Origin of the sequence: Butyricimonas paravirosa, from assembly GCF_032878955.1 — a bacterium.
Classification (GTDB): Bacteria; Bacteroidota; Bacteroidia; order Bacteroidales; family Marinifilaceae; genus Butyricimonas; species Butyricimonas paravirosa.
The window spans coordinates 4,831,872-4,858,405 of the sequence record NZ_CP043839.1; the positions used below are offsets into that span (position 1 = coordinate 4,831,872).

General features: G+C 42.1%; 16 protein-coding genes, 2 tRNA genes and 1 pseudogene. 14 read left to right on the plus strand and 5 right to left on the minus strand.

Translation table 11 applies throughout. The features are described from left to right. Positions 1-162 precede the first annotated feature (162 nt). From F1644_RS19455 to F1644_RS19515, 12 genes and pseudogenes are all read left to right on the plus strand, one after another. A complete protein-coding gene (locus F1644_RS19455; RefSeq protein WP_118304961.1) occupies positions 163-3,840 on the plus strand; it encodes a SusC/RagA family TonB-linked outer membrane protein in 3,678 nt (1,225 codons plus the stop codon). A gap of 12 nt (positions 3,841-3,852) precedes the next feature. Continuing rightward, complete coding sequence (locus tag F1644_RS19460) at positions 3,853-5,397, plus strand: RagB/SusD family nutrient uptake outer membrane protein (RefSeq protein ID WP_158571879.1); 1,545 nt, start codon at positions 3,853-3,855, stop codon at positions 5,395-5,397. 4 nt (positions 5,398-5,401) lie between these two features. Further along, positions 5,402-6,409, plus strand: coding sequence for a hypothetical protein (locus F1644_RS19465; RefSeq protein ID WP_140402606.1), 1,008 nt, complete (start codon positions 5,402-5,404; stop codon positions 6,407-6,409). A 152-nt stretch (positions 6,410-6,561) separates the two neighbouring features. Then, complete coding sequence (locus F1644_RS19470) at positions 6,562-7,911, plus strand: TolC family protein (protein ID WP_229128218.1); 1,350 nt, start codon at positions 6,562-6,564, stop codon at positions 7,909-7,911. 51 nt (positions 7,912-7,962) lie between these two features. After that, on the plus strand, positions 7,963-8,865 hold the full coding sequence (locus F1644_RS19475; protein ID WP_118304963.1) for an HlyD family secretion protein: 903 nt from the start codon (positions 7,963-7,965) through the stop codon (positions 8,863-8,865). A 34-nt stretch (positions 8,866-8,899) separates the two neighbouring features. Then, positions 8,900-10,532, plus strand: a pseudogene (locus tag F1644_RS22750) (ABC transporter ATP-binding protein); the annotation flags it as partial. Between the two features lie 4 nt (positions 10,533-10,536). Further along, on the plus strand, positions 10,537-11,661 hold the full coding sequence (locus tag F1644_RS19490; RefSeq protein ID WP_087422499.1) for an ABC transporter permease: 1,125 nt from the start codon (positions 10,537-10,539) through the stop codon (positions 11,659-11,661). Next, on the plus strand, positions 11,658-13,085 hold the full coding sequence (locus F1644_RS19495) for an ABC transporter permease (RefSeq protein WP_087422498.1): 1,428 nt from the start codon (positions 11,658-11,660) through the stop codon (positions 13,083-13,085). The genes F1644_RS19490 and F1644_RS19495 overlap by 4 nt, the downstream gene beginning before the upstream one ends. Before the next feature lie 33 nt (positions 13,086-13,118). Further along, entirely contained in the window at positions 13,119-14,219 is a 1,101-nt protein-coding gene (locus F1644_RS19500) for a thioredoxin family protein (RefSeq protein ID WP_087422497.1), read from the plus strand. Between the two features lie 84 nt (positions 14,220-14,303). Continuing rightward, positions 14,304-14,816, plus strand: a complete 513-nt coding sequence (locus F1644_RS19505) for a hypothetical protein (RefSeq protein ID WP_147344471.1) — start codon at positions 14,304-14,306, stop codon at positions 14,814-14,816. A gap of 28 nt (positions 14,817-14,844) precedes the next feature. Continuing rightward, positions 14,845-15,924: a DUF4925 domain-containing protein gene (locus F1644_RS19510; RefSeq protein ID WP_158571878.1), complete on the plus strand. Its 1,080-nt coding sequence runs from the start codon at positions 14,845-14,847 to the stop codon at positions 15,922-15,924. 791 nt (positions 15,925-16,715) lie between these two features. Then, a complete protein-coding gene (locus F1644_RS19515; RefSeq protein WP_273493712.1) occupies positions 16,716-17,861 on the plus strand; it encodes an IS256 family transposase in 1,146 nt (381 codons plus the stop codon). A gap of 278 nt (positions 17,862-18,139) precedes the next feature. Here the strand turns inward: F1644_RS19515 and F1644_RS19520 are convergent. Beyond that, positions 18,140-18,212: transfer RNA gene (locus F1644_RS19520), tRNA-Gly, on the minus strand. 7 nt (positions 18,213-18,219) lie between these two features. Next, a tRNA-Tyr gene (locus tag F1644_RS19525) sits at positions 18,220-18,301 on the minus strand. Between the two features lie 228 nt (positions 18,302-18,529). Here F1644_RS19525 and F1644_RS19530 point away from each other — a divergent pair. After that, entirely contained in the window at positions 18,530-19,105 is a 576-nt protein-coding gene (locus tag F1644_RS19530) for a DNA-3-methyladenine glycosylase I (RefSeq protein WP_118304297.1), read from the plus strand. 47 nt (positions 19,106-19,152) lie between these two features. Here the strand turns inward: F1644_RS19530 and F1644_RS19535 are convergent, their stop codons facing one another. The 3 genes from F1644_RS19535 to tsaD are packed head-to-tail and all read right to left on the minus strand — an operon-like array spanning position 19,153 to position 21,767. Further along, the gene (locus F1644_RS19535) at positions 19,153-19,785 is read right to left on the minus strand and encodes a SagB/ThcOx family dehydrogenase (RefSeq protein ID WP_118304296.1); all 633 of its coding nucleotides are present in this window, start codon (positions 19,783-19,785) and stop codon (positions 19,153-19,155) included. Further along, entirely contained in the window at positions 19,785-20,714 is a 930-nt protein-coding gene (locus F1644_RS19540; RefSeq protein WP_118304295.1) for an NAD(P)-dependent oxidoreductase, read from the minus strand. The genes F1644_RS19535 and F1644_RS19540 overlap by 1 nt, the downstream gene beginning before the upstream one ends. A gap of 24 nt (positions 20,715-20,738) precedes the next feature. Then, positions 20,739-21,767, minus strand: coding sequence for a tRNA (adenosine(37)-N6)-threonylcarbamoyltransferase complex transferase subunit TsaD (gene tsaD, locus F1644_RS19545; protein ID WP_118304294.1), 1,029 nt, complete (start codon positions 21,765-21,767; stop codon positions 20,739-20,741). A 237-nt stretch (positions 21,768-22,004) separates the two neighbouring features. Between tsaD and F1644_RS19550 the strand changes: the two genes are divergently transcribed. After that, a complete protein-coding gene (locus F1644_RS19550) occupies positions 22,005-26,441 on the plus strand; it encodes a translocation/assembly module TamB domain-containing protein (RefSeq protein WP_118304293.1) in 4,437 nt (1,478 codons plus the stop codon). The last annotated feature ends 93 nt before the right edge of the window (positions 26,442-26,534 follow it).

Consider the following 26,534-nt stretch of genomic DNA (forward strand, 5'->3'; position numbering starts at 1 on the left):
TATTCCGGCTTTTTCGTTGTAGTTTCTGTTTGTGAAAATTTGTTTTTCGAAATAAAAAAGCTAGTTTTATGTACCCATAAAATCGAAGGTGTTCGTTTTGATAACAGTAAACAGAGTTCCTTGAGGGAAAGTGTTAGTGTTTTATGAACCAAATATAAATTTATGGGAAAAAAGAATGTGTTTTCTTCGTTCCGGGGCGATCCGGAACTGATCAAATTGGTGAGGACAATGAAGCTAATTATTGTTTTTTTGATGGTGTCAGTGAGCGCGCTTTTCGCAAACGTTGCAGCACAAGACATGAAATTGGACTTACGGGTAGAGCATAAATCCTTAATCGAAGTGATGGATTTACTAAAACAAAAGTCGGGTTTTTCGTTTATTTACTCTGCCGCGGAGGTGGAATCCGTCACGGGGATCACGATGGATGTCCGGGATAAGACCATTCGTGAAGTTCTTGATATTGCATTAAGTGGGACAGAATTGACTTACACGATCGAAAGTAATCTGATTATTTTAAGGAAGGTTGTTGCCCAACAACAGCAACAACAAAAAAGAGTAGTTACGGGGTATGTGACCGGGCAGAATGTAAAAGATACGTTACCGGGAGTGACGGTAATTGTAAAGGGAACGTCGAAAGGGGTGACGACAGATATTCACGGTAAATATACGATTATACTACCGGATGGGGATGATGTTGTGTTGTGTTTCTCGTTTATAGGTAAAGAGACAAAAGAGGTGAAGTACACGGGACAAAAAACGTTGAATGTTAAATTGTCAGATAGTACAGAAGAATTGGAAGAAGTGGTTGTGAATGCCGGTTATCTGAAGATTGACAAGCGGCAGTTAACCAGTTCCGTGACCACGATTAAGATGGATGATATTATGGCTCCAGGTATGCGGACGTTGGACCAGATGTTGGAAGGGCATGTGCCGGGAATGATCTTTATGCAGAATTCAGGACAAGTGGGGGCAACTCCGCGTTTACGGATCCGGGGAACTTCCACGGTGATGGGATCACAGGAGCCTTTGTGGGTGATTGACGGGATTATTCAAGAGGAACCGGTGAACGTGGATCCTAGTCAGTTGAATGATTTGGACTTCGTGAATTTGTTGGGTAATGCCATATCTGGATTGAATCCGGAGGATATAGAGCAAATCGACGTGTTAAAGGATGCTTCTGCGACGGCTTTGTACGGAACGAGGGCAGCTAATGGTGTGATCGTGATTACTACGAAACAAGGTAAAGTGGGTCCCCCGATGGTGAGATATAGTTTCGGTGGAACTTATTCTCGCCGGCCTCGTTATTCGGACCGGACAATGAACGTGATGAATTCAGCGGAACGAGTGGCGTTTTCGAGAGAATTGTTGGAAAAACAGATGGCTTATCCGAATAAAAATACGTGGATCGGTTATGAAAAAGCTTACGAGGATTATCGTAACGGATTGTTAAGTCCCGAGGAATTCCAAGATGCCACGGAGTATTATGAAACGTTAAATATGGACTGGTTGGATGCCATTTACCGGGATGCTTTTTCACATAATCACACGCTATCGTTTTCGGGTGGTTCCTCTAATGCAAAGTATTATGCATCCGTGGGGTATAATCGTTCGAATGGTGTGTTACGAAAAGAGAATGGGGATCGTTACACGGCTAATATGAATGTATCTTTAAATTTTAATCGTTTTAAAGCCCAATTCAAATTGGGGGGGAACGTTCAGGAGCAAGAACACACCCCTTCGGACGTGGGGTTGGCAGATTATGCCCACAATGCCAGCCGTGCCGTGCCATTGTATAACGAGGACGGGTCATTGTATTTCTATCCCAAACAAGGTGGATATGGGAAACCTTGGTTTAATATTTTAAATGAGCGTGATAATTCTTACCAGAATATTGATAAGAATTCACTTAATTTTTCTGCTCAATTGGATTATAATATTTTGGATGATTTAAAGTTGAGTACGACATTTTCTTATGCCATTTCAAATACAAATGAGGATGTTTATCATGGAGAGGATACATTTTATTGTTTGAATTTGGCTAAAAAGGATTTTAAGGATCCCGCAGGGCATTATGAATCTTCTTCATGGATGACGGCAACACTCTTGCCTTACGGTGGGGAGTTGAAACGGAACGAGACACGGAACAAAAATTATATGGCACGTGTACAGGTGAATTATAATTTGTTTTTGGATGAGAATCATGATCATCTGGTACAAATTATGGCAGGGGGGGAGTTGTCATCATCAAATTACACGGGGTTGAACAAAACTTTTCGCTGTTATCAGCCGGAACGGGGATTACTCGTCGGGAATGTAGATACGGAGAAGTATAAAACTTATATAAATTGGCTTGCAACAGATCAAAATGCCCGGGGAGTGTTGAAGGATAATTTGAATAATCAGGTTTCTGCTTATGGTGCAATAAATTATAGTTATAAAAATCTGTATATTTTGAATGCCAATATGCGTGTGGATTATAGCAATAAGTTTGGAGATCGGTCCCGGGAGAAGTTTTTGCCGATCTGGTCTGTATCCGGCCGTTGGAATGTGAAACAGGATATAATGGAAGATGTGTACTGGGTGAATGATCTTGCGTTGAAAGCTTCTTTTGGGTATCAAGGTACGGCACATTCCACTCAAAGTCCGAAGTTACAGTTGACGAAAGGAGAGTTGAATGGGGCTTTCGGGGAGTTTTCATCGACAATTAAATCATTCCCAAATCCGGATTTGGCTTGGGAGAAAACGATGAATTTAAATGCAAGTATTGATTTTTCTTTGTTTAATAACAAGGTGAATGGCTCGTTTTCCTATTATTACAAAAAAACGACAGATGCTTTTTTAAATAAGAAGGTTGCACAGGTGAATGGGGTTTCTTCTTATGCGGTAAACGAGGGTACGGTAGAAAATCAGGGGCTAGAAGTGGCGTTAAATATTAACCCGATTAATACTGCCGTTGGTGGCAATCGTAAAGGATTTTCGTGGCGGATTGACCCGCAATTAGGGCAAGTTGTAAATAAGTTAATTAACAAAGTGCTTGAGACGGATAAATATGACCCGTTACACGATGATTACACGTATATGGATTTTTTAAATGGTTCTGCTCACGTGTCGGGTAAGCCGCTTAATTCGTTCTATTCTTATGAGTTTACGGGGTTGAGTCAGAAGGATGGCCGTCCTACTTTTGCTCGTGTGGGAGAGGAGTATTTTGCAGATTACGTGGATATGCCAAAATCAAAGGTATTTACGAAGGTGATGAGATATTCCGGGTGCCGAGTACCTTATTTACAAGGAGGTATTAACAATACAATCCAATGGAACGGTTTCGTGTTGAATTTTAATCTAGCATATAGTATCGGTTCCAAAATTCGTTTGCTAAAATTGTATGATCCACAAGCGAAGAGTGCTGCCGTTGAGCCTATTCAGAATCTAAGAAAAGAGATGGTAAAGCGGTGGCAGACTTCGGGGGACGAAAAGCACACGAATATACCGGGATTGTTGTCCGCATCGGCTTATACGGAAACATTAACCCCATGGTGGAATGGTGAGCCGTATGCATTTGCGGAGAATATCTGGGAGATGTATAATTATTCGGATATTCGGGTCGTGAGTGGAAATTATTTGAAATTACAGAGTTTGAATTTACGTTACGTGTTTTCTGACCAAGTGTGTAAACGTTTAAACGTAAGTTCACTTTATGTTTCTCTTTCGGGGACGAATTTGTTCACGTGGAGTGCAAAGGAATTGAGAGGACAGGACCCAACTTCGCAATCCGGTTCTTCGTCTAAAATTAACGTGGCGGTACCTGCAACGTATACTATAAGTGTTAATGTGGCATTTTAAAAGATGAAGTGTATGAAAAAAGTATATTTTTTAGTTTGGATGTGTCTCTGGGGACTAACCGGATGTAGTGATTTCTTGGAAGAAGATTCGAAAGAGAATACGTACGCAACTTCTTGTAGTGATTTAAATGAGTTATTGGTGGGAAGCGGCTATATGGAGCATCAAGTTGCATACAATAATACAAAATTTACGATAAAAACGGCTAGCGGACCTTATTTTCCTTGGTTGCACGTGATGGATGATGATGTAGAGGAGGTCGTGCTAGGCAATTATACGGAGACCAATTCCCGTTATAAGCTGAATCCTTTCTATACATGGGAGAAGGATCCTTTTAATGAGGCAGGAGTTCTTTTTAATGACCCGACTTGGGGACGTCTATATAAACATATTGCGGTGACGAATGTGATTTTGGACAAAGTGGAAGAGTTTACTCATGATACAGAAGAGGATCGCAATATCATACGCGGACAGAGTCATTTTTTAAGGGCCACGTATTATTATTTGTTAGTGAATATTTATGCGAAACCTTATGATCCGATCTCCGCGGCCACTGATTTGGGTGTCCCGTTGAAGTTGACACCATACGTAGAGGATATTGATTACAAGCGAAGCCCTGTGGATAGCGTGTACCACCAGATCGTGCGGGATTTGAAACAGGCTATTCATTATTTGGATGGTTATGAACCAAAAACCGTACGGCGAGCCACGAAGAGTGCTGCCCAGTTGTTCCTGAGTCGCGTGTATTGTTATATGGGGCAATGGGATTCCGTTCCGGCGTTATGTGAATCTGTTCTTGCACGGGAAAAATATCAATTGAAGGATTTGACTGTAACGAAAGATACCGGTTGGATCGATGCGAATTCTCCCGAGATTATTTTCTCGCAAGGAAGTCATTCCACAAATTTTGTTTTTAAAGGAGAGTATGAGAATTCTACAGATGGAATATCGGGGTACCGAATTTCTGATGAATTGCATCAAATATTTGATGAAAATAAAGATAAGAGGTGGATGTTATCGGTAGATACGATTGATGTGGAGGGATTTACGATTTATATTCCTCGTAAGGTGAGGGCCAGTATGCCGAGTGAGGAATTTTCGTTCGTTTCGGATAATTTTACGTTCCGGTTATCAGAGGCTTACTTGAATTTGGCGGAAGCTTTGGCGATGACAGGCCGTGAGGGTGAGGCTCGCAATGTATTGGAAAAACTAATGAAAAAACGGATTGTTGATCTGGCACCGATTACGGAATCGGGAGAAAGCTTGATCCGGTTAATTCGGAAGGAACGTCGTCGGGAATTTTGTTTTGAAGGACAACGATGGTTTGATTTGAGACGTTATGCCGTATCTTCCAAATTTCCGGAGACGAAGAGCATCAAACATGTAGTTTATGATTACGCGTACGGGGATAAGAGTACACCCGGTGTGTACAGGGGATATTATCAGTTGCCGGATTATCCGGATGGTGGATGGGTGTTGCCGATACCGACGCAGGAGATTGAACAAACGGAAGGTAGTATAGTGAATAATGATAGAGAAAGTTGTCTTTTTTATGAATAATGTGATGAAAATAAATATATTATTGGAAGGTTTTTTAGCCTTGATGTTGTTTTGTTCTTGTGGAGATAATGATGAAGCGTTTCCTTCACACATGGAAAAAAACTGGTATGTTATAGAATATGATCCTAATGCTAGCGAGCTGGATCGCCTGATATATGAGGTTTATGATCGAACCGGATTCCCGATTTTTTATAGTGATACGATCGGGTCTCAAACTCGGTATGATAAGGGGGGAAATCCTTACACGTATTATGAGGTTTTTAAACCTGGGTATATATTTACGAATAGAACGACGGCCCCTGTCTATTCTATAGAACGAGATGAAAATAGGTTACGGCAAATGGTGGAATTGCTTGATGAATATGTGTTGGAACCTTATTTTTCGAAGGAGCGTGTTTCTCTTGATCAAGGAAAGTACGGACCGCTTGCCTTTCTATTTGTAGATACCTTACTTACGGGAAGCGGAAAAAAGGCTGATTCTCTCTATTTAGATTTAGGTGTGTTGGTGTTAAGTACCCGGTATACATGTACTAGGGGAACGAATAAGTTTATTTCCGTGAGCGAGATGACAGAGGCGGAAAAGGTGAAATATGGATGGAATCTGGCGATATATGAGCTGTTACGTTATTTCCAAAATTCTTATCCGGATGAAATTAGTGCATATTTTGACATGACAAAAGAGAATCCGGATTTGGAGGGGTATAATTATGATCTTTTTGAAATAGCAAAAATCAATAAATCGTATAATTACGTGACCGGATTGAAAGGATACGATTTCGATTTGAATGAACCTCGGAAATATGGCGTATTACTTTATAAGAAATATGATAAATATAGCGTGTATTTTCCTACTTTCCTAGAAGATTTATCTTCTTTCATAAACATGATTTACACGAAGACAGATGCCGAAATTCGAGTGGAGAATGGTGAGTATGAACTACTTATTAAACGCTACGAGGCTTTGGTGGAATTGTTGAAAAAAAGTGGTTTGATCCAGTTTATTAAAGGATAACAGATAATTCCGTAATATGATAAATCCCCATGAGGCTGTTTGCCAAGTGGGGATTTTTTTTAGAAAATAGTATAGTTCCTGTACCCAATTTTTACTAGATGTTCGTTCTAGATTAAAATTTAAGTGAAGTGTACATGAATAGAATGAAACTTATGAGAAAGAGGATGTTCCCTTTTGTGTGTATCGTGTTGTTGAGCGTTTCGCTTCGAGGGCAGGAAGTCGTTAAAGACAGCCTGCGAGAGAAAAGTATCTCGATCGAGGAGTGTCAGCAATGGGCAATGGAGAATTACCCGGCAATTAAACAACACGATCTGTTGGAGAAAGCCAAGGAGTATACCTTATCGAATATTGCCCGGGTTTATCGGCCGGAGTTCGGTTTGTCGGGAGTAGCCTCGTGGCAGTCGGAGAGGATGGAATTGGATTTGAAAATGCCGGAAAAGGTGAATATCAGTATGGATCTAAACGGGCCGGTGAATATTCCGGTGTCCATTCCCGAAATGTCGATACCGGTGAGTGATCGGGATCGATATAATATGTCGTTGTCGTTGAAGCAGGCTTTGTGGACCGGGGGAAGGGTGAAAGCGGGGAAAGAGGCAGCCAAAAGAGAAATCGACATGATGCATGCGGGGTTGGACGCCCAGTTATACGAGATTAAGGATAAGGTAAAAGAATTGTATTTCGGTTTATTAATGATAGAGGGGAAAGAAAAGCAATTAGACCGGGCGGACGAGATTTTGGATAGTTTACGCGTTCGGGCAGAAGTTGCTTTGAAAGAGGGTGTCGTTTATGAAACGGATTTGGATGTGATAGAAGTCGAACGAATCAAGTACAGACAGTTACGGATGGAATTGGAGGCTAAGCGTGAGGCTTGTCTAGGGGTATTGTCCATGTTGATTCGCCGACCATTATCCAAAGAGACGAGATTACAGATGCCCTTGGAAGTAGAATTGGAAAAAGGTGAAATCAAGCGGCCGGAGTTGAAATATCTGGATAGTAAGATCAAGCGCTTGGAGGCAGATTTAAAGATGCAGAATGCTGAGAATATGCCGAAGTTAGGTCTGTTTGCCACGGGTGGTTACGGGAAATCAGGACTGAATACTTTTGATCGGGATTTCAAGCCTTATTTTATTGGGGGGGTGATGTTAAGCTGGAATTTTGGAAAATTGAATACATTGAAGAATGATCGAAAGCTGAAACAAATACAGCAAGAGAGCGTGAGGGTTGAGCAGGAGAGTTTTATTTTTAACACGAGAATGGAGGCCCTGATGCAGGATTCCGAAATTAGGAAGTTACGAGAAATGGTGGAGAGTGACGAACGGGTGGTCGATTTACGTGAGGCTATCCGGCAAGCATCAGAGGTTAAGTATGCTAATGGGGTATATACTATTTCGGAGTTGATTACTGATGTGAATCAAGCGTTGATTGCCCAACAGGAGAAATTACTACGTGAGGTTGAGTTGAAAATGATGATTTATTCGAAAAAAATAACGTTAGGCTTGTAGTTCACAAAGTCATAATTCAAGCGAATTGATAAAGTTTAAAGTATTTGAGTGATGAAAAATAAGGTTTTAAGTATTGTTGTTTTAGTTTGTTTAGGAGTTGGTTGCAAAGATAAGACTGAAGAACGTCTAGTTTCGGGAATGTTCGAAACGAGGGAGATCGTTGTTTCGTCGGAAATCAGTGGAAGAGTGGAGCGTCTGGATATTATGGAAGGGGACTATGTTGAAGCGGGGAAAGTGGTGGGGGTGATTGACACGATGCAGTTACATTGGTTGAAAGTGCAAGCGCAACAAGCGGCTGTAGCCGTGAATGAACGAATTCCGGATTTGGATAAGGTGCTGGAAGTTTATCGTTTAAAATTGGAGAAAGGGGAAAAGGAGTTGGCTCGGGTGGAACGCTTGTTGGCAGGAAAGGCAGCAACGCAAAAGCAGTATGATGATGTGAAAGCAATGGTGGATGAAGGGCGTTCCGCTTTAGCCGGACAAACTCACCAAGCAGAAGTGATGATCGCAAGTGCCAAGGCAGAAAGTGCAGCTATTGCTTTGAAGGTGGATCAGGTGAGTGATCAGATTCGTCGTTGCATTATTACGAATCCTATATCCGGTGTCGTTTTAGCGAAGTACACGGAAGAGAAAGAGCTTACCGCTCCCGTGAAGGCTCTTTACAAGATTGGAGACATGAAAAATATGTATCTTCAGGTTTATGTAGAGGGTAGTCAGGCAAACCGCCTGAAAGTTGGGGATGCCGTGCAGGTGTTTGCCCAACTGGGTGGAGGGGAAGAACGGGAATACCAGGGAAAGATTTCGTGGATTGCCTCGGATGCGGAGTTTGTACCCAAGACTGTACATACTCAGGACGAGCGAGATAATCTGGTATACGCCGTGAAAATTCACGTGGAAAATGATGGTGTTTTGCGTGTGGGGATGTATGCGGACGTGAAATTTAACGCATTGTAATCCAGAAGATATGATTGTAGCGGAAGATATAAATATGAAGTACCGTCAGGTACTTAAAGAGATTGTTGCCTTGAAAAATATCTCTCTAGAAGTGAAAGAGGGGGAAATTTTCGGGTTGATTGGTCCGGATGGGGCAGGGAAAAGCACGTTATTTCGAATTTTGACAACCCTTCTTCTGCCTACCGGAGGGAAGGCTACAGTCGGGGGATATGATGTGATCAATCAATACCGGGAAGTGAGAAATATCGTGGGGTATATGCCGGGAAAGTTTTCTTTGTATCAGGATTTGTCGGTAGAGGAGAATTTACGCTTTTTTGCCAGTGTGTTCGACACTACGATACAGGCTAATTATGACCAGGTGAAGGATATATACGAACAATTGGCTCCTTTTAAGAATCGAAAGGCCGGAGCTTTGTCCGGGGGAATGAAACAGAAACTAGGGTTGTGTTGTGCCTTGATTCATAAACCCAGGGTGTTGTTCTTGGATGAGCCGACAACAGGGGTGGATCCGATCTCTCGTAAAGAGTTTTGGGACGTGTTGAAGAGGTTGAGCAAGGACGGAATATCCGTTTTCGTGTCAACTCCTTATATGGACGAGGCTCGTTTGTGTGACCGGATCGGGTTGATTTTTCATGGTGGTTTACTGGATGTTGATACGCCGAATCGATTGATCGGGAAACACGACAAAAAGTTAGTTGCTTTTAGAGCAAGAGATATGTACCGTTTGTTGAAAGATATTCGGAAAACACCGGGTGTTTATTCTTGTTTCACGTTTGGTGATTCCCTGCACACGACCTTTGAGGAGAACGATTTTCCTGTGGAGGAATTCACGTTATCTTTGAAAGAGGCTGGATATGCCGACGTGGAATGGCGTGATATCAAAACCGGGATAGAAGATTATTTTATGATGTTAACGAATGATATTAGTGATGGAACGGGTTATTGAAGTGGAACGGTTGGCAAAGAAATTCGGGAATTTCACGGCAGTAGATCATATCAGTTTTTACGTGGAACGTGGGGAAATATTTGGCTTTTTAGGTGCGAATGGGGCGGGGAAAACGACGGCTATGCGTATGTTGTGCGGGTTGAGTAAACCTACTTTCGGAACGGGAAGAGTGGTCGGGTTCGATATCCTCCGGGAGTCAGAAAAGATAAAGAGCCGGATCGGTTACATGAGTCAGAAGTTTTCGTTGTATGAAAGTCTGACGGTAAAGGAAAATATACGTTTGTATGGCGGTATTTACGGGATGCGGCGTTCCGAGATTCTAAACAAGATGGATGACGTTTTGGCATACTTGGGGCTTTTGTCCGAGCGGAATACGCTTGTACGTTTGTTGCCACAAGGGGTGAAACAGCGTTTGGCTTTTTCCGTGGCTACCTTCCACAAGCCTCAGATCGTGTTTTTGGATGAACCGACCGGAGGGGTGGACCCGGCCGTGCGAAGGATGTTTTGGGAGTTGATATATCAGGCTGCTGCGGAAGGTATTACTGTTTTCGTGACTACGCATTACATGGATGAAGCCGAGTATTGTGATCGGGTGTCGATCATGGTGGATGGACGGATTCAAGCATTGGCTTCACCCTCGGCATTGAAGCAACAGTACGAGGTTCCGGGGATGCAGGAGGTTTTTTATTTATTGGCTCGGAAAGCCCAAAGAAAGGAGTGATGGTATGAAATTGAAAACGTTTATAGATCAGTTTTTGGCTTTCACTCGAAAAGAATTTTTTCATATTCTACGGGATAGGAAGACCTTGTTGGTCCTGGTGGTTTTGCCTATCTCGCAATTATTGATATTCGGTTTTGCTTTGAATAGCAGTTTGACGGAAATGCCAACAGCTGTGCTGGATATGTCAAATGATCGGATGAGCAGGCAAATCGTGTCGGAGATTGATGCAAGTTCTACTTTTAAGATTGTGGAATATGTGTCATCCATGCAGGAAGTGGATGAATTGTTTAAGTCCGGAAAGTTGTCACTGGTACTCGTGTTTATGCCCGGTTTCGAGAGGGAGATTAAAAGAACGGGAAAGGGAAATATGCAAGTTATCATGGATGCTAGTTTACAGATTAATGCATCGACGTTGGAGTCTTATATTCTGGCAACCTTGTTGACGTACCAGCAAAAAATAAATGCGGGGCGTGAATTACCGATCCAGATTATTCCGGAGGTGAAGATGCGTTATAATCCCCGGCTGAATAGTGCTTTTCATTTTGTGCCGGGTGTGATCGGTATCGTGTTGATGTTGGTTTGTTCGATGATGGCCTCTCTGGCAATCGTGAAAGAAAAGGAATCGGGAACGATGGAAGTGTTACTAGTATCTCCTGTACGGCCACCTGTGATTATCTTGGCGAAACTAATGCCTTATTTGCTCATCGGAATGATTAATATCGTGGTTATTTTGTTGATTTCGGTCTTCGTGTTAAAAGTTCCCGTGGCTGGAAATATCTTTTTACTATTTTTTGTCGGTACGATTTTCACGTTATCATCATTGGCGCTGGGAATCATGGTTTCGGTCCTGACAAAAACACAACGGAGTGCGATAATTATTTCGATCGCAGGGTTGATGTTACCGGCAATTACATTATCCGGTTTTATTTTTCCCTTGGATTCATTGTCCATGGGGATGAAGGTGATTGTTCATGCCATGCCGGTGACCTTGTTTATCTCCTCTGCGAGGAATATCATGATCAAAGGTTTGGGAATGGAGGCCGTTTATCCGGAATTGTGCGGTTTGGTTGTGATTACCGTGGTTTTAATTGCTATTAGTATTAAATGTTTTAAAAACCGCTTATCATGAGGATACTAGGATTTTTATTACAAAAGGAGTTTATCCAGATATTCAGAGATAAGACGATATTATTGATATTGTTTTTAATCACGGTGATCCTGTTGTTTATTCTTCCGCCGGCGGCTAAAGTGCGTACGTCACGAATTTCGTTGAGCGTGGTGGATCATGACCGGACGACAACTTCCTCTAATTTCCTGCGAAAACTGACGAGTTCGAAACAATTTGCTATTGGGGCTTACGTGGATACTTACGAGGAAGGGCTGGAGGTCTTGGAGAGAAGTAAGACTTCCGGGATTCTTGAAATCCCGAAAGGGTTTGAAAAGAATATCATGGAGCGGGTTGAGGCTCCCATTATGTTGGAAATTGATGCCGTGAATGGGGTAACAGCAGGACTCTCATCATTTTATTTTTTGCAAATTCTGGGACAGTATATTGGGGAGTATGCAGATGGTTTTGGTTTCCAACCGGGTTTTCGGATAGAATCACAGGAGGAAGTGTTAGCCCGGGTAGAGGCCGAGGCCCAAGCTGAAATGATAAAGCGATTTAAAGAAAAGGCGGAATCTCAAGTTCGAACGGCCCAAGCACACGAGGAGATGTCTAATCAGGTAAAGAGGCAGGAGGAGGGATCAATAGTGTCATTACAGGCGAAAGAATCCGGGTCTTTCCGAAAATTATCAAAAATGAATCAATGGGAAACGAATGAGGAAATCGTTGTTCCCCGGGTCATGATGAATTCGGGCGTGTCGGATGTAAGTGTTCCGTTTATGGAAAAGCCTGCGAATCGAGAGTTTGAGCAAGTTAACATGATCGTGAATCATCGTTATAATCCGGATGGAGAATCTAGTTTATACCAGATTCCTTCTCTTTTGGCGATATTGGTATGTATTATCGGAACGGTATTGGCAGCGTTGAATATCGTGACGGAGAAAGAGAGTGGTACTATCGAGCAAATGAACGTGAGCCCGGTTAAACGAGGCGCTTTTATCTTTTCGAAAATTATACCTTCATGGGTGATCGGGATGGCGATTTTGACCCTCGGGTTGATTATCGTGCGGGTGATGTACGGGATTGTTCCACAGAGTAGTTACTGGAGCATTTATCTGGTTTCTTTTCTTTTCCTGGTCTCAATGGTCGGGTTCGGTGTGTTGATTTCTACGGCCTGTCGGAATCAGCAACAGGCGATGTTACTTTGCTTTTTCTTTTTGTTGATCATCTGTTTATTGTGTGGGATGTGGACCCCGATAGATAGTATGCCGGGTTGGGCCAGGGTTATTGCGGATATAAATCCATTGCGCTATTATATTGAAGTGATGCGGCTTTTTTTTGCTTACGGTAGCGAGTTGAGACATGTGTTACCTCAGATCGGGGCGTTGGGTGTGTTTATCGTGGTATTTAATACTTGGGCCATTTGGAATTTTCGAAAAGCTAGATAATGTTTGAATGTTGTATGTATAATAAAGTGTGATATGATGAAATTTAGGTTATTGTTGTTTGTTATGATGTTTACAGGAGTCGTAACGAACGCTCAGGAAGGAGTGAAATTTGAGGATTTAACTTTTAAAGAGGCTTTAGCAAAAGCAAAAGCCGAAAATAAGCTCGTGTTTATGGATTGCTATACCTCATGGTGCGGGCCTTGCAAGAAAATGTTGAATACCGTTTTTGTCCAAAAGGAAGCCGGTGATTTTTTCAATCCTCGTTTCGTGAATATCAAATATGATATGGAAAAGGGGGAAGGGATAGAACTGGCAAAACAATTTAACGTGAAGAGTTTTCCAACGTTTTTTATTATACGTCCTGATGGAAGTATACAACATAAAGTCGGAGGTGCCGGATCATTAAATTCTTTCCTTGGCTGGGTCGAGAGAGGGCTACACGAGGAGACTTCTCTTGATTTTCTAAATAAACAGTATGAAAAAGGGACGATGAATAAAAGGCAATTGTTGGATTATTACTGGGTCCTTCTTTGTGCGGGTGAAAAAGAAAAGAGTAAAGTGGTATTGGAGGTATTGAAAGGGAAGCTGGATGATCATGACCGATTGCAAGCGGATTACTGGTTTTTGACGGAAGGACAACCTTATGGATCTTCTGGGTTTAATTTTGTCACTACTCACTATTCTGAATTTAAGAGAAATGTAGGGGAAGAGAAAATACATGATTATTTATTGAAAAATTTTCATAAAGTTCTTGATAATGAATTCGAACGGAAGGGTGGTGCCGATAAAAAAGCGATGAAAAATTTGTTTAATCAAATTTCAAAAGAATGGTCCTCTATGGACTGGGTGCCGGATGCACGGTTACAGAATAAATTGAAATTGCTTGGTGCTTGTGTTGCAGAGGATTCCAAACAGATTGTTTCTTGTCTTGAGTTTGGATTGGACAAGCAGTTGGTTCCTAAATGGAATTACGATTTATGGGTTATGTTGTCGACTTTGGATTTTGTGAATGTGAAAGAGGGGAAAGTGGATAGCAAGCGAATTTTAGCATTGAAAACGAGAATTCAGGGATATTTTGCTAATTCTCCTAGCATTCTGAAAAGGTTAGATCCTTACTTTGAGAAATTTAATTGATTTGCTCTTTTTTATTCATGAAAATAAATTTGGATTTGAGCGTATGAATCAAGTTATTGTTGAAACTAATATAAGAAATTTAGTATGAAAAGAATTTTGTTTTTTTGTAGCGTTTGTTTGATGATTACTTTTGTGATCAACACGATGGTTGCTTGTCGCAGTTGTGGAGATAAGAGGGTGGATGATATTTCTAAAGTACCGGGTATTTATGAAGGTCAGGCAGAACTCCAGATTCCGGAAAATCTAAAGAAAATGGTGAAACCGGATTCCACGGGGAAAAGTCCGATTCCAGACGGGCCAATACCTTGTAAATTGGAAATAAAAGAAAATAAGAATAAAGAGTTAACGATTGAACTGGTTGATTTCAAAATGCCGATGAAAGGGATGGAATTAACCCCTTCTTCCTGTCGGGTAAGTCAGGAGGGTGAAGCATTTGTTTTGGAAGGCGAAGGTAAAGTGTCTCTGGGGACAAAAGGTTCTCTATCTTATGAACACGAGGGAAAAATAGAAGGTACCGATATTCATTTGGATGGAACCGTTTATATAATACCTAAATTATTGGGGGTGAAAATTGTATTTGATGGGGCGAAAAGTTAACATTTTTGGAATTATAAATTATACTAAAATGAAAAATGTATTTTTATTTTTGATGGCATTGTGCAGTGTTGCATCCTTTTTTGCTTGTAGCGATGACAATGATGGAATGAATCCAAAAAGTTTGAACGGGATTTATGCAAATGCTAGTACAGGTAACGTGTTAGACTTGAAATACAGTAATTCCGAATTTTTTGGGAAGACGGTCGAATTTCATACGGCAGATGGAATAAAAGCGACTTTAAAATTGAATGGGGTTATCCCGGGGGAAATGGAGACTGTTCTTTCGGATGTTGAATTAATTTCGGATGATGCTGGTTATAAATTTACGACAAAAGATGAAAATGATAGTCGTACGATAGATTTCGTGGGTGGCGTGGAGAATGGAAAATTAGTATTGGAGGTAAATGCAAAGTTTAATAATGATTTAATCGGTAAGTGGTTGTTAAATAAAGAGAACTCGATGGCCATGACGTGGATGACTGTTGATGGTAAATCTGTTCAGTTGGCACAAATAAGGAATGTAGAAGGGAAACCTCTGGGTCTTAGGTTGACCACAAAAAATATTGTAACGTTTGCTCTACCGACATTGAAAAAATTGTTGCCGAAATATTTGAAGGATGTGACATTCATGGAAGATGGAAATATTATTGCTACATATAATGCGTCGAAACAAGGCGAGAATGGAGCCGAAACACAGGATAGTTGGAAAACATCGAATCTGAATCAGGCTCATTATCGTGTAAAGGATGATGTTTGTTGCGTTTACCCGAACTTGGAAATGATTATGCATCAAATGGAAACAGGTGGAACAATCGATGTTGTTCTTCTTCAGCAACTTCTGATAAATGGAATCCCCTGTCATTTCGAGTTGTCCGAAGGAACTGAAGCGACACAAGATGCTTTGTATATGTATTTGAATGAAGAGTTCTTTAAACAATTGATCCCTTTTATAAAATTGGCGGGAACCTTGATTTCAGAGGATACACTGATACCCGTAAGTGATTCCATATATATTTCGCTAAAGGAAATTATGACCAATTTGCCGGAGGCTTTGGAAAAAACGGAAAGTATGAACGTAGGATTGAATTTTGTTGTTGAGAATAATTGATAAATTCAATGAAGTGCCTGTAAGGATTTGATATGATCTTTAGGGTACTTCTTTTTTCCTGTTTCTTCTTTAAAGAATGATGAAGGTGTCTAGAAAATACTCAGATGTAAGATGCTGATTTACAAAGTGAATAGGTGTAATAAGTTTTTGCTGGTTCCGCAATTGTGGTTAGTTTTGAAAAAACTTACTTAGATTTAGCTCGTCATCAATTTAGTAAAAGGGGCTGTGTTCAAACTGGCACAGCCCCTTATGATATGATTAGAGAAGATTGGCATTTGCATGATTTGAATCAGATGTAACCGATTAATACAACCTGATCAAGAAGCGTTGTTGTTTCGATGAAAACAGTTTTTTTATCTTGCATAAAATTTTCTCTCCATCCCAAAATCACCCATAAATTATTCATAAAAACATATTAAAGACACTCATGAACGTCTTTGATTCCCGAGTACATCGAATCCTTAATGAAATTTTACCCTGCATTGCTTGTATTTCATCTTAAAAAGTTTATTGTAAACAGAATTAACTCTTGTTGGAATTGAACCATGCCTGAATTTATTTTGTTCAGCCTTCCAGTTTATGTAGAAAACTAGGCGTAATCTAACCGTGAAGTAATCGAGAAGCTACCTTTCATTCGTTGCTTATTCAGAGCTTAAGCGGAGCTTATTCTATCCGGGCTGCACGAGCCACGAGTAAGCTCTGAATCAGTTTCGAAAAAGGATAGTGTTTCAAAAAGTGTGTAAATTCCGAATTGATTATTTTTGTAATGCAATTTTCAAAAATGAATAATTATGGAATTTACACATGAACAAATCTCGGAAATAATTTCCGAAATCACAAACGGTGAACTAGGTTTACAAGGCTTGGTTAAACAAGGTTTAGAGAGTTTAATGTTATCGGAACGTGATCTTCATAACGAGACACGTGGTGACGTGAGTAACGGTTTTCGTGGTCGTCGAGTATGTCATGGCGGTAAGGTCTTCGAGCTTCGGGTCCCGCGTAGTCGTAACAACCATTTTTACCCGATGTTACTGGGGGTGCTAAAAGACCAGGAAGAAGAGGCTCAAAAGCTAGTGAGTAGCCTTTATTGCAGCGGTTTAACCACGGAACAGGTGGGTAAAATTTACGAGCAATTTTACGGCAAACATTACAGTAAAAGCCAGGTTAGCCGCTTGTTGAACACGGCCCGCGAGGATGTAAATGCCTGGCTAGGTCGTGAACTGGATAATCGTTACCCGATAATTTACATCGATGCCACCTATGTCCTCACCCGTCGTGATGATTCCGTTTCCAACGAGGCTTACTACACGGTTTTGGGGGTGAAAGAAGACCGAACCCGCGAGGTGCTGGCCGTGGTGAATTTCCCCACGGAAAGTGCCACGAACTGGAAGGACGTGTTTGAAGACCTCAAGGAAAGAGGCGTGGCCGTGATTGATCTCCTGGTGTGTGATGGATTGCCCGGTATTGAAAACGTGCTGGCAGAAACCTTTCCAAAAGCAGATTTACAATTATGTACCGTGCACCTGAAGAGGAATATAGCTGGGAAAGTCAAGCCCAGGGACAAGAAACAGGTCATGGAAGAACTCAAGCAGGTTTGCGCTCCCGACCAGTGGGAGATCTCCCCGGAAAAGGCTTTCGAAAAATTTAAAGAGTTTATTGCCAGGTGGCAGAAAAGTTATCCCGTTTTGAAAAGATATTGCCACGACAGGTACAGGTTCTATTTCACCTACTTCAAGTACGAGAGGGAAATCAGGGGGATGATTTACACCACAAACTGGATCGAAAGGCTGAACAGGGATTACAAGAGGGTCATCAACATGAGGGGCGCCATGCCAAACCCCCAAGCCGTTATTCTCCTAATGGGAACGGTAGCCCAAAATGCAGATATTTATAAATATCCTATTTATAATTTTTTAGAATCAAGATTATTTTATTGAACTATTTATAATTTTGCAGTCATGAGAAAAGAAGGAATTTACACACTTTTTGAAACACTATCCGAAAAAGAGGTACCTTCTCTCTTCATTCTCGGTAGGATTACCATTACTTCTTTTATTTTAACGCGCACACGGGGAGCCGGATAATGATTTGGTTTACATCTTGGTTTACACGGGGGCTCATTTTGCTTACATCATTGCTTACATGAGGGGGTAAAAACCATGAAAATGGCCTGAAATAAAAAAAGCACCTACAATCGTAAGTGCTTTAAAATGAGAGCGGAAAACGGGACTCAAACCCGCGACCCCCAGCTTGGAAGGCTAGTGCTCTATCGACTGAGCTATTTCCGCGAATAAGTGGGGAGAGCAGGATTCGAACCTACGAAGACGATGTCAGCTGAGTTACAGTCAGCCCCAGTTGGCCACTTTGGTATCTCCCCTTTGTTCAAAGAACAATTATTTCGGGTGCAAATATACAGCTTTTTGGTTTTGGCGCAATAGTTTTTGGTGATTTTTTGCGTGTCGATATTTAATTTCTTTAATAATGTAAAGGAGTTCAGAGGGTTGTTTGACGGAGTTTATGGCGTAAATAGTATTCTTACGTTTGATAATTGTATGTATGGATGAAATAATAACTACATTTGTAATGTGTTATAAATATTATAATTATGCAAGATTTAATAAACGGACGCTGCGGTTGGTGCGGAACGGACGAACTGTATGTAAAATACCATGATCAAGAGTGGGGAAAATTGGTGACCGACGACAAGAAATTATTCGAGTTTCTAGTGTTGGAGAGCGCTCAAGCCGGATTGAGTTGGATAACTATTCTTAGGAAACGGGAGGGATACCGCAAAGCCTTTTGTGATTTTGATGTCAAGCGGGTAGCACGAATGACGGATGAAGATGTTGAACGGTTGATGCAGTTTGATAGTATCGTGAAAAATCGTCTAAAAATCAAATCAACAATTACGAATGCAAGACTATTTATTGATATTCAAAAGGAATTCGGTAGTTTTTATGACTACACGCTGTCGTTTTTTTCCAACAGGAAACCGATTGTCAATATCGTTCGGTCTTTAAGCGAGATTCCGGCGTCTTCTCCTGAATCTGATGCCATGAGTAAGGACATGAAAAAGCGGGGTTTTAAATTCTTCGGGACCACGATTTGCTACGCCCATTTGCAGGCTGCGGGGTTCATTAACGATCATTTGGCAGATTGTATTTGTCGGAGGGATAAATAATATTTTTTTAAGAGGAGAAAAAGAAAACCGCCCGAAGGCGGTTTTAATCATTTCTTTTTGTATCCCACGGGTTGCGTGTAGATAACGATGTGTTTTGCCGGGAGTCCGATGACTTTGGCTAATTCTTCCTTATCCACGGAACCGATGACCACGGTTGCCATATCTTTTGCTGCACAAACCAAATAAACGGATTGTGCCATGTAGCCGGCATGGTGGTAAGAGTATTCTTTCTGGTGTTCCGGGTTCGTGATTCGCCCTTCCTTGTTATGGTCGGCCGTGTAGATAAAACACACGGGAGCGACGCCCATGAAAGGTTGTGGACCACATTCTTTACGGAAATCTCCTTTCTTCACGAGTTCCAGTTCGTGTTTCTCTGCGTTATAGCGATAGATTCCATCTGCCGTGGCCACGTAAAGCACCATTTCTTGCCAGTTCGTGGCGGTGGGAACTGTTCGTTTGCCGCTTTCCGGACGGTTAATACCGTTTGCTGCCCACACTAGGTCGGAAAGGTCTTGTAAGGATAGTTGTTTCGAGTCGAAATTACGGTCTGTTTGCCGTTCGTTCAAACAGTCCATGAGTGCTTTCCCCCCGCTCTTTTTCGGGGCGGGTAATTTGATGTTCTGGGCGCTGACTGCGCCGCCTAATACTGTTAGTACCAGCATTGTGATAATTGTTTTCATTAATTTACAACATTAGTGGGTGTACCATTAAAGAAGTTCAGGATGTTATCAACAGCTTCCTGCCCGGTGGCAATGCGCGTGTCGATAGTGCCTGTAGCGTTGTGAGGGGCAAGGATCACGTTATCCAAGCCGTAGAGCATTTCAGTAACATGGGGTTCATCCTCGAACACGTCCAAGGCGGCCCCGGCGATCGTTTTATTTTGTAAACAGATGGCTAGTTCCTTCTCGTTAATGACTGCCCCGCGAGCAGTATTTACCAGAATAGCTGTCGGTTTCATCATTTCGATTTCCCGTTTCCCGATCATGTGGCGGGTTTCATCTGTCAGTGGGGTATGAATGGAGACGAAGTCCGATCTTTTCAGTAACGTGTCAAGATCGACTTTCTCGTATCCTTCTACTGTACTCCGGTGATTGTAGTAAATAACATTCATTCGGAATGCTTCTGCCAGTTTAGCCACTGTTTTGCCGATATTCCCCATGCCGATAATTCCCAACGTGCGCCCTTCCAGCGTGAAACCGAGATTTTTCATAACGCCCCACATGCTTTCTTTTTCAACCCGGATGCGGCGGTCACATTCGGTAATTCGGCGAGCTGCACTCAGCATGAGGCCCATGGCCATTTCTGCTGTCGGGAAACATACGGCTTTCGGGGTGTTACAAACAGCGATTCCTTTGGAACGGGCGAATTTGATGTCGATGTTGTTGTAACCGACACCGAAATTGCTAATTACTTTTAACTTTTTCCCGGCCTCGATAACCGCATTATCGATAGAGCGGGTGAAGATGCCTAGAATAACGTCGTAATCCGGAACAAGTTTGATTAATTCTTCCGTGGTGAAATACTCGCCTTCCGGCATTGTGATCGTGTGTTCTTTTCCCAGTTTGGCGAATGATTCGCGGGGAATGTTGTAAGTAACTAGAACTTTCATATTTTTAATTTTAAACTTTAAACTCTAAACTTTTCTCAAACTCATGCGGGCATCTGCCGGGGCTTCCAAGCCGATAAACTGTGATGCCAGGTATTTGTAATATCCCGTAACGGCAACCATCCCTGCGTTATCCAGCGAGAAACCCAACCGGGGGATGAAAACTTCCCAACCGAGGCGGGCGCCTTCGTCATACACGGCTTTTTGTAACCCGGAGTTGGCTGATACTCCGCCTCCAATGGCGATTTGTTTGATCCCGGTTTGTTTAGCGGCTTTTTTCAATTTGGCCATGAGAATATCAACGATCGTTTTTTGCAGTGAGGCACAAAGATCGTTGAGGTTATGTTGTATGAAATCCGGGTCGTTTTTGATTTCATCCCGGATAAAGTACAGGAACGAGGTTTTCAGCCCGCTAAAACTATAATCCAATCCGGGGATATTCGGTTTGTTGAACGTGAATCTTTCCGGGTTACCTTCTTTTGCCAAACGGTCGATTACCGGACCTCCGGGATAGGAGAGTCCCATTACCTTGGCACATTTGTCATAGGCTTCTCCCGCTGCGTCATCAATGGTCTGCCCGATAACTTCCATGTCCAGGTAATCCCGTACGATAATAATCTGCGAGTTTCCCCCGGACACGAGTAGGGTTAGGAACGGGAATTTCGGGTGACGGGATTCCACACCCGGTTCTTTGATGAAGTTTGCGAGAATGTGTGCCTGCAAATGATTAACCTCGATCATGGGTATTTGTTTGGCAATAGCGAATCCTTTGGCAAAGGACGTTCCCACAAGGAGGGAGCCCAGTAATCCGGGACCTCTGGTAAAGGCCACTGCATTTACTTCATCTTCTGAGACTCCGGCTTGTTTTAAAGCTTGCGCTACCACCGGGATAATGTTTTGCTGGTGTGCCCGGGATGCTAATTCTGGTACGACTCCCCCGTAGGCCTCGTGAACCTTTTGACTGGCAATAACATTCGATAGCACAACCCCGTCTTTTAGTATAGCGGCCGAGGTGTCGTCGCAAGAAGATTCAATACCGAGAATTACAATGCCCATTTTAATTTCTTGATTTTAGATTTTAAATTTTAGATTGCATAATTCATGATTTGGTGATTTTAGATTTAGTGATTATTAATCACTGAATCATTAAATCGGTCATCACGAAATTAATTCGTTTTACATTTTTCTTAATTTTCAATTATTAAGATGAAATGTCCTGCAATATTAATAAATTTGCGTGCAAACTAAAATAATGACAGCATAAAAAAAATAATCTCCATATTATCTCGGTGTGTGATAGGATTGGTCTTTTTGACCTTTGCGGCATACATGGCTTTAATGACCCCGTTTGTGCAGACGAGGTTAGTGGATTATTTTACCCGTATTTTAGAGGAACGGACGGGAACCACGATTTCTATCGGACGAGTGGAATTTCGCCCGATAGAGTCATTGATTCTAAATGATGTGTTTGTTCGGGATTGTCGCCAAGATACACTTGTGTTTTGCGAGCGACTGGTGATGAAGGTGGATTCCGTGAGTTTCGTGAAAAGACGTTTCACGATCACGGAGGCTGCTTTCGAAAAAGCCAAGTTTAATTTATGGATTGAACGTAGGCAAGATGGAGGGGAGAGTCTTACAAACGTGGAACAGCTCATTAATTCTTTTTCATCTTCCAAGGTCGATACCGTGCCTCAAACCTCTTCGGGGTGGAACGTGAATCTGACTCAGGTAATATTGAAAGATTGTCGTTTCCGGTATATCGAGAGCGATTATGAACCGACAGATTACGGGATTAACTGGACAGACGTTGAGTGTCAGAATCTGAACGTGCGTATTTCAGGTATTGATTTTTCGAACAAACAATATCGGGCTAAAGTTGCGGGACTTCGTTTCAGGGAAAAGTCCGGTTTCGAGGTGACCAATATGGGGGGGGACGTCGTGGCGAGTGATGATAATTTGTTGATAACAAATACGTTTATACAGACGGAACGGAGTAAGGTTTACCTGGATACATTGGAGTATAACTGGGTTCCGGAACACGATTACTGGCGTAATTTTACCACGAGGATGCAACAGCGTTACGTGTTTACCGATTCTAGGGTAAGTTTTGATGATCTGTCGTATTTTAACGGGAAGTTATTGGGGATGCATAATACCGTTTTCGGTAGCGGGGTGGTCTTTAACACGATAAATAATCTGGAAGGGCGTGATTTAGAGATTTATTTGGGTGATAAAAGCGTGCTACATGGTTCATTTGCATCGCACGGGTTACCTGCTTTTTTCGAAACGGATTTCAATATCGATTTCACAGACACGAAGGTGTCTCCACCGGAATTGGAGGCTATTTATATGCCTTGGCTTAGAAGTCATTACGTGAAAATACCGGAAATCTTGCATAAATATGATGTCTTTACTTTCGACGGGAATTTTCAGGGAAAGATTGAGGATTTTGCTGTTAAGGCTCGTACCACGACTCCCGGAATGGTGGGAAGTGTGCTTTTTAATTGCGTGATGGACAGTATCGGGGATATTCGTTACGATGGTTGGTTCGGTTTAGGACAGGTGCAATTCGGATTTCTCACGGAACAATCCTTTTTGGGTAGAGGGTCATTTTTCGGGAAGTTTGATGGGGTGTTGGGGGATTCAACTTCTCGATTTAATTTGTCGAGTAATGTACGTCGTTTGCAGCTATATGATAAGGAAATTCGGGATATTCGCTTGACGTTGGGAACGGAAGGAGAACACTTGTATCTACTTTCTTCCGTGAAAAATGATAGTTTGCAGGCTGATGTTCTTTTGGATTATATCATGGGCGACACGTTGAGCTTGGCAAAGACTGAAGGCTATGTGAACGTGCGTCGGTGGGATTCGTGGGCTCCCTCTGTTTTTGGGGAGAGAGAGTCTATTGAATTTGATTTTAGCGGTAGTTTGAAACAAAGTGAGGATAATCGTTGGGTGGAATTGCTGGTGCCGGGGTTGACATACGAGAACAGCAGGGGGACGTGGAGTACCGATTCCTTGAAATTCTCCACGACTATACTGGGCGAGTATAGTTTCACTCAATTGCAGTCGGATGTGGTGGACGTGACGATGGAAGGTTTTTTCCATTCCTTGAAAGTGACGGATTTATGGAATAGTTTTTTAGTAAGTTATTTGCCCGACTATAAGTACGCCGTTGACAGGGCTTTGCCGGAGGGTACGAGCCTGATGCTGGATGTGCATTTAAATGACATTAATCCTTTTTTGAAGGTGGCTTACCCGCAACTGAAATTGTCCCGGGATGGGAATTTGGCCTGTGAGTATCATTATGCCGATCGTCAGGTAGAGTTGTCTTTAGTGGCAGATACAATTTCCTATGGTGATTTTAAATTACGTGATTCCCGGATGAAACTGAATGGGGACGGGATAAACTTGCACTGCACGTATTCTGCTGATGAATTGAAATATATGAATTTCGGGAAGTTGTATAACGTGCGAAACGTGATAGAGGTAAACACGAATAACGTGAGCGAGCGTCTGACTTGGTGTAATTGGGAGAGGGAGAGTTATAGCGGGTCGTTTGCTGCTAACTTGCGTTTGTTGAAATACGGGGATCGCCATTTAACCCAGGTGTTTATTCATCCGAGTACGTTTGTTATGGCGGATAGTACATGGCACGTGGCACGATCCATGATTTTGAAGGAGGACGATGATATTTTCGTGAATAACTTTGAAATCAGCCGGGGTGAACAGCGTTTTCGTTTATGGGGACGAGTGACGGATAATCCTCGTGATGTTCTTTCTTTGGAATTTCATGATTTCAGTTTGACCGAGTTTAACAAGATCCTTTTTGATAATAAATTACAACTTTTCGGTCAGGTGAATGGTGAAGTGAGAATTCAAGATTTGTATAATGATAATTTGATATATGCCAACGTGAATGTGGATCAGTGGGGAGTTAACCGGGATACATTAGGGGTACTGGATTTGAATTCTCGTTGGGATGCATCGAATAGTGCTTTGGAGATAAGTATGGTTAACCGGATGAAGGAGAGAACCCCGATAGGAGTATTCGGGTATTATAAGCCTTCAACGGATAGTTTGAACGTGAATCTGGAACTTTCCCAGATCGAGGTGAATTATCTGGCCGGTTATTTCCCCGATATGTTGAAAGGTGGTGAGGGTACGATCTCGGGTAATCTGGTTATGAAGGGAACAACACAAAAAGCTTCAATTGACGGTTTTTTGGAAATGGATTCCGTGGCGCTTACGGTAGCCGGGTTGAACACGGCTTTTAAAGTCGATGAGCGTTTACCCGTGAAAAATAATCGGGTCGTGTTGGATAATTTCAAGATATATGATGCCAAGGGGCATGCGTCTGTTTGTTCGGGGTATTACGATCTGAATTCGAATTTATACGATGTGTCGCTTAAATTTAATAATTTCCGGGTGTTGAATACCAAGGCGAACCAGAATGATGCGTTTTACGGGCAACTGTATATCACGGGACAGACCCGGATGAATAATTTGTCCGGCGATGGAGCTTTATCCGTAAATTTGAAACCGGAGGCACATTCCGTACTTTACATCCCGTTAACCTCTGCGTTGACAGAGGAAGACGGGAGTTTCCTACATTTTATAAATAATCGTCAGGCAGATGAGGGGCGGCGTCCGGATGAAGAGCGCTCTTCACTGGTTTCCAATTTTGATTTGAATGCTAATATCGAGATCAATAATAATCTGGAGGTTCAGATTATTTTTGACCCCACGATCGGGGATATTTTGAAAACGGTGGGAAGTGGTAATCTGCGTTTCGGTTTGGGGAAAGATAACGAGTTGGATATGTTCGGGGAATATAAGATTGAAAAGGGGGATTACTTGTTCACGTTGAGTAATTTGATTAATAAGAAGTTCGTGCTGAACCCTGGGGGAAGCATCAGGTGGAATGGCTCGCCGTATGATGCCACGATTGACGTGAGCGCTATATACAATTTGCGTACTTCTTTGAGTGATTTGCTTGCCGGAACCACGACAACGGTGGATAAGACAACGAAAGTGCCTGTTGAGTGCGAGTTGAAGTTGGGGGAGAATCTGATGAATCCCAACGTGCAATTCGGCATTAATTTCCCTTCTCTTGACGTGCAGATGCGAAGTCTGATGCAGAGCTTTTTTTCCAGTCAGGATGAGATTAATAAACAGATGTTTTCTTTGTTGATATTGAACAAGTTCTATACTCCGGATTATGTTGATAAGGATGCCGAGCTGGAAGAACGGAACACGGGCTACCAGATGGGGGTGACGACGGCGAGTGAGTTGCTGTCAAATCAATTATCCCGTTGGTTATCGCAGATCAGTAATAATTTTGATATTGGTTTTTCTTATCGTCCGGGTGATCAGGTGACGACAAACGAGTTCGAGCTGGCCCTGTCGACCCAGATCTGGAATAACCGGGTGACGATTTCTGCAAATGGTAACATGATGGAGAAAGCAAAAACTAATTCCAATACCTCGATTACAGGAGATTTTGATGTGGATGTGAAGTTGAATCGCCAAGGTACATTACATCTAAAGGCCTATTCGCATACCGATGAGAAGATCACCTATAACGCAACCGAAACCGTGCAAGGAGTCGGTGTCTCTTATCAGGAGACGTTCGATACTTTCCGGGAATTATTCCGTAAATATCTGGCTATTTTTAAACGGAAAAAGCAACCGACAGTTCCCGTGCAATCCGCTGATACTAAGCAGTAGTTTCCATTTTTAACTTCCAATTTCCAATTTTTTATTCTTTGTCATTGTTTTTTCCAATTTTTTTCATCAAATTGTACTCGTTACGTGAAAACG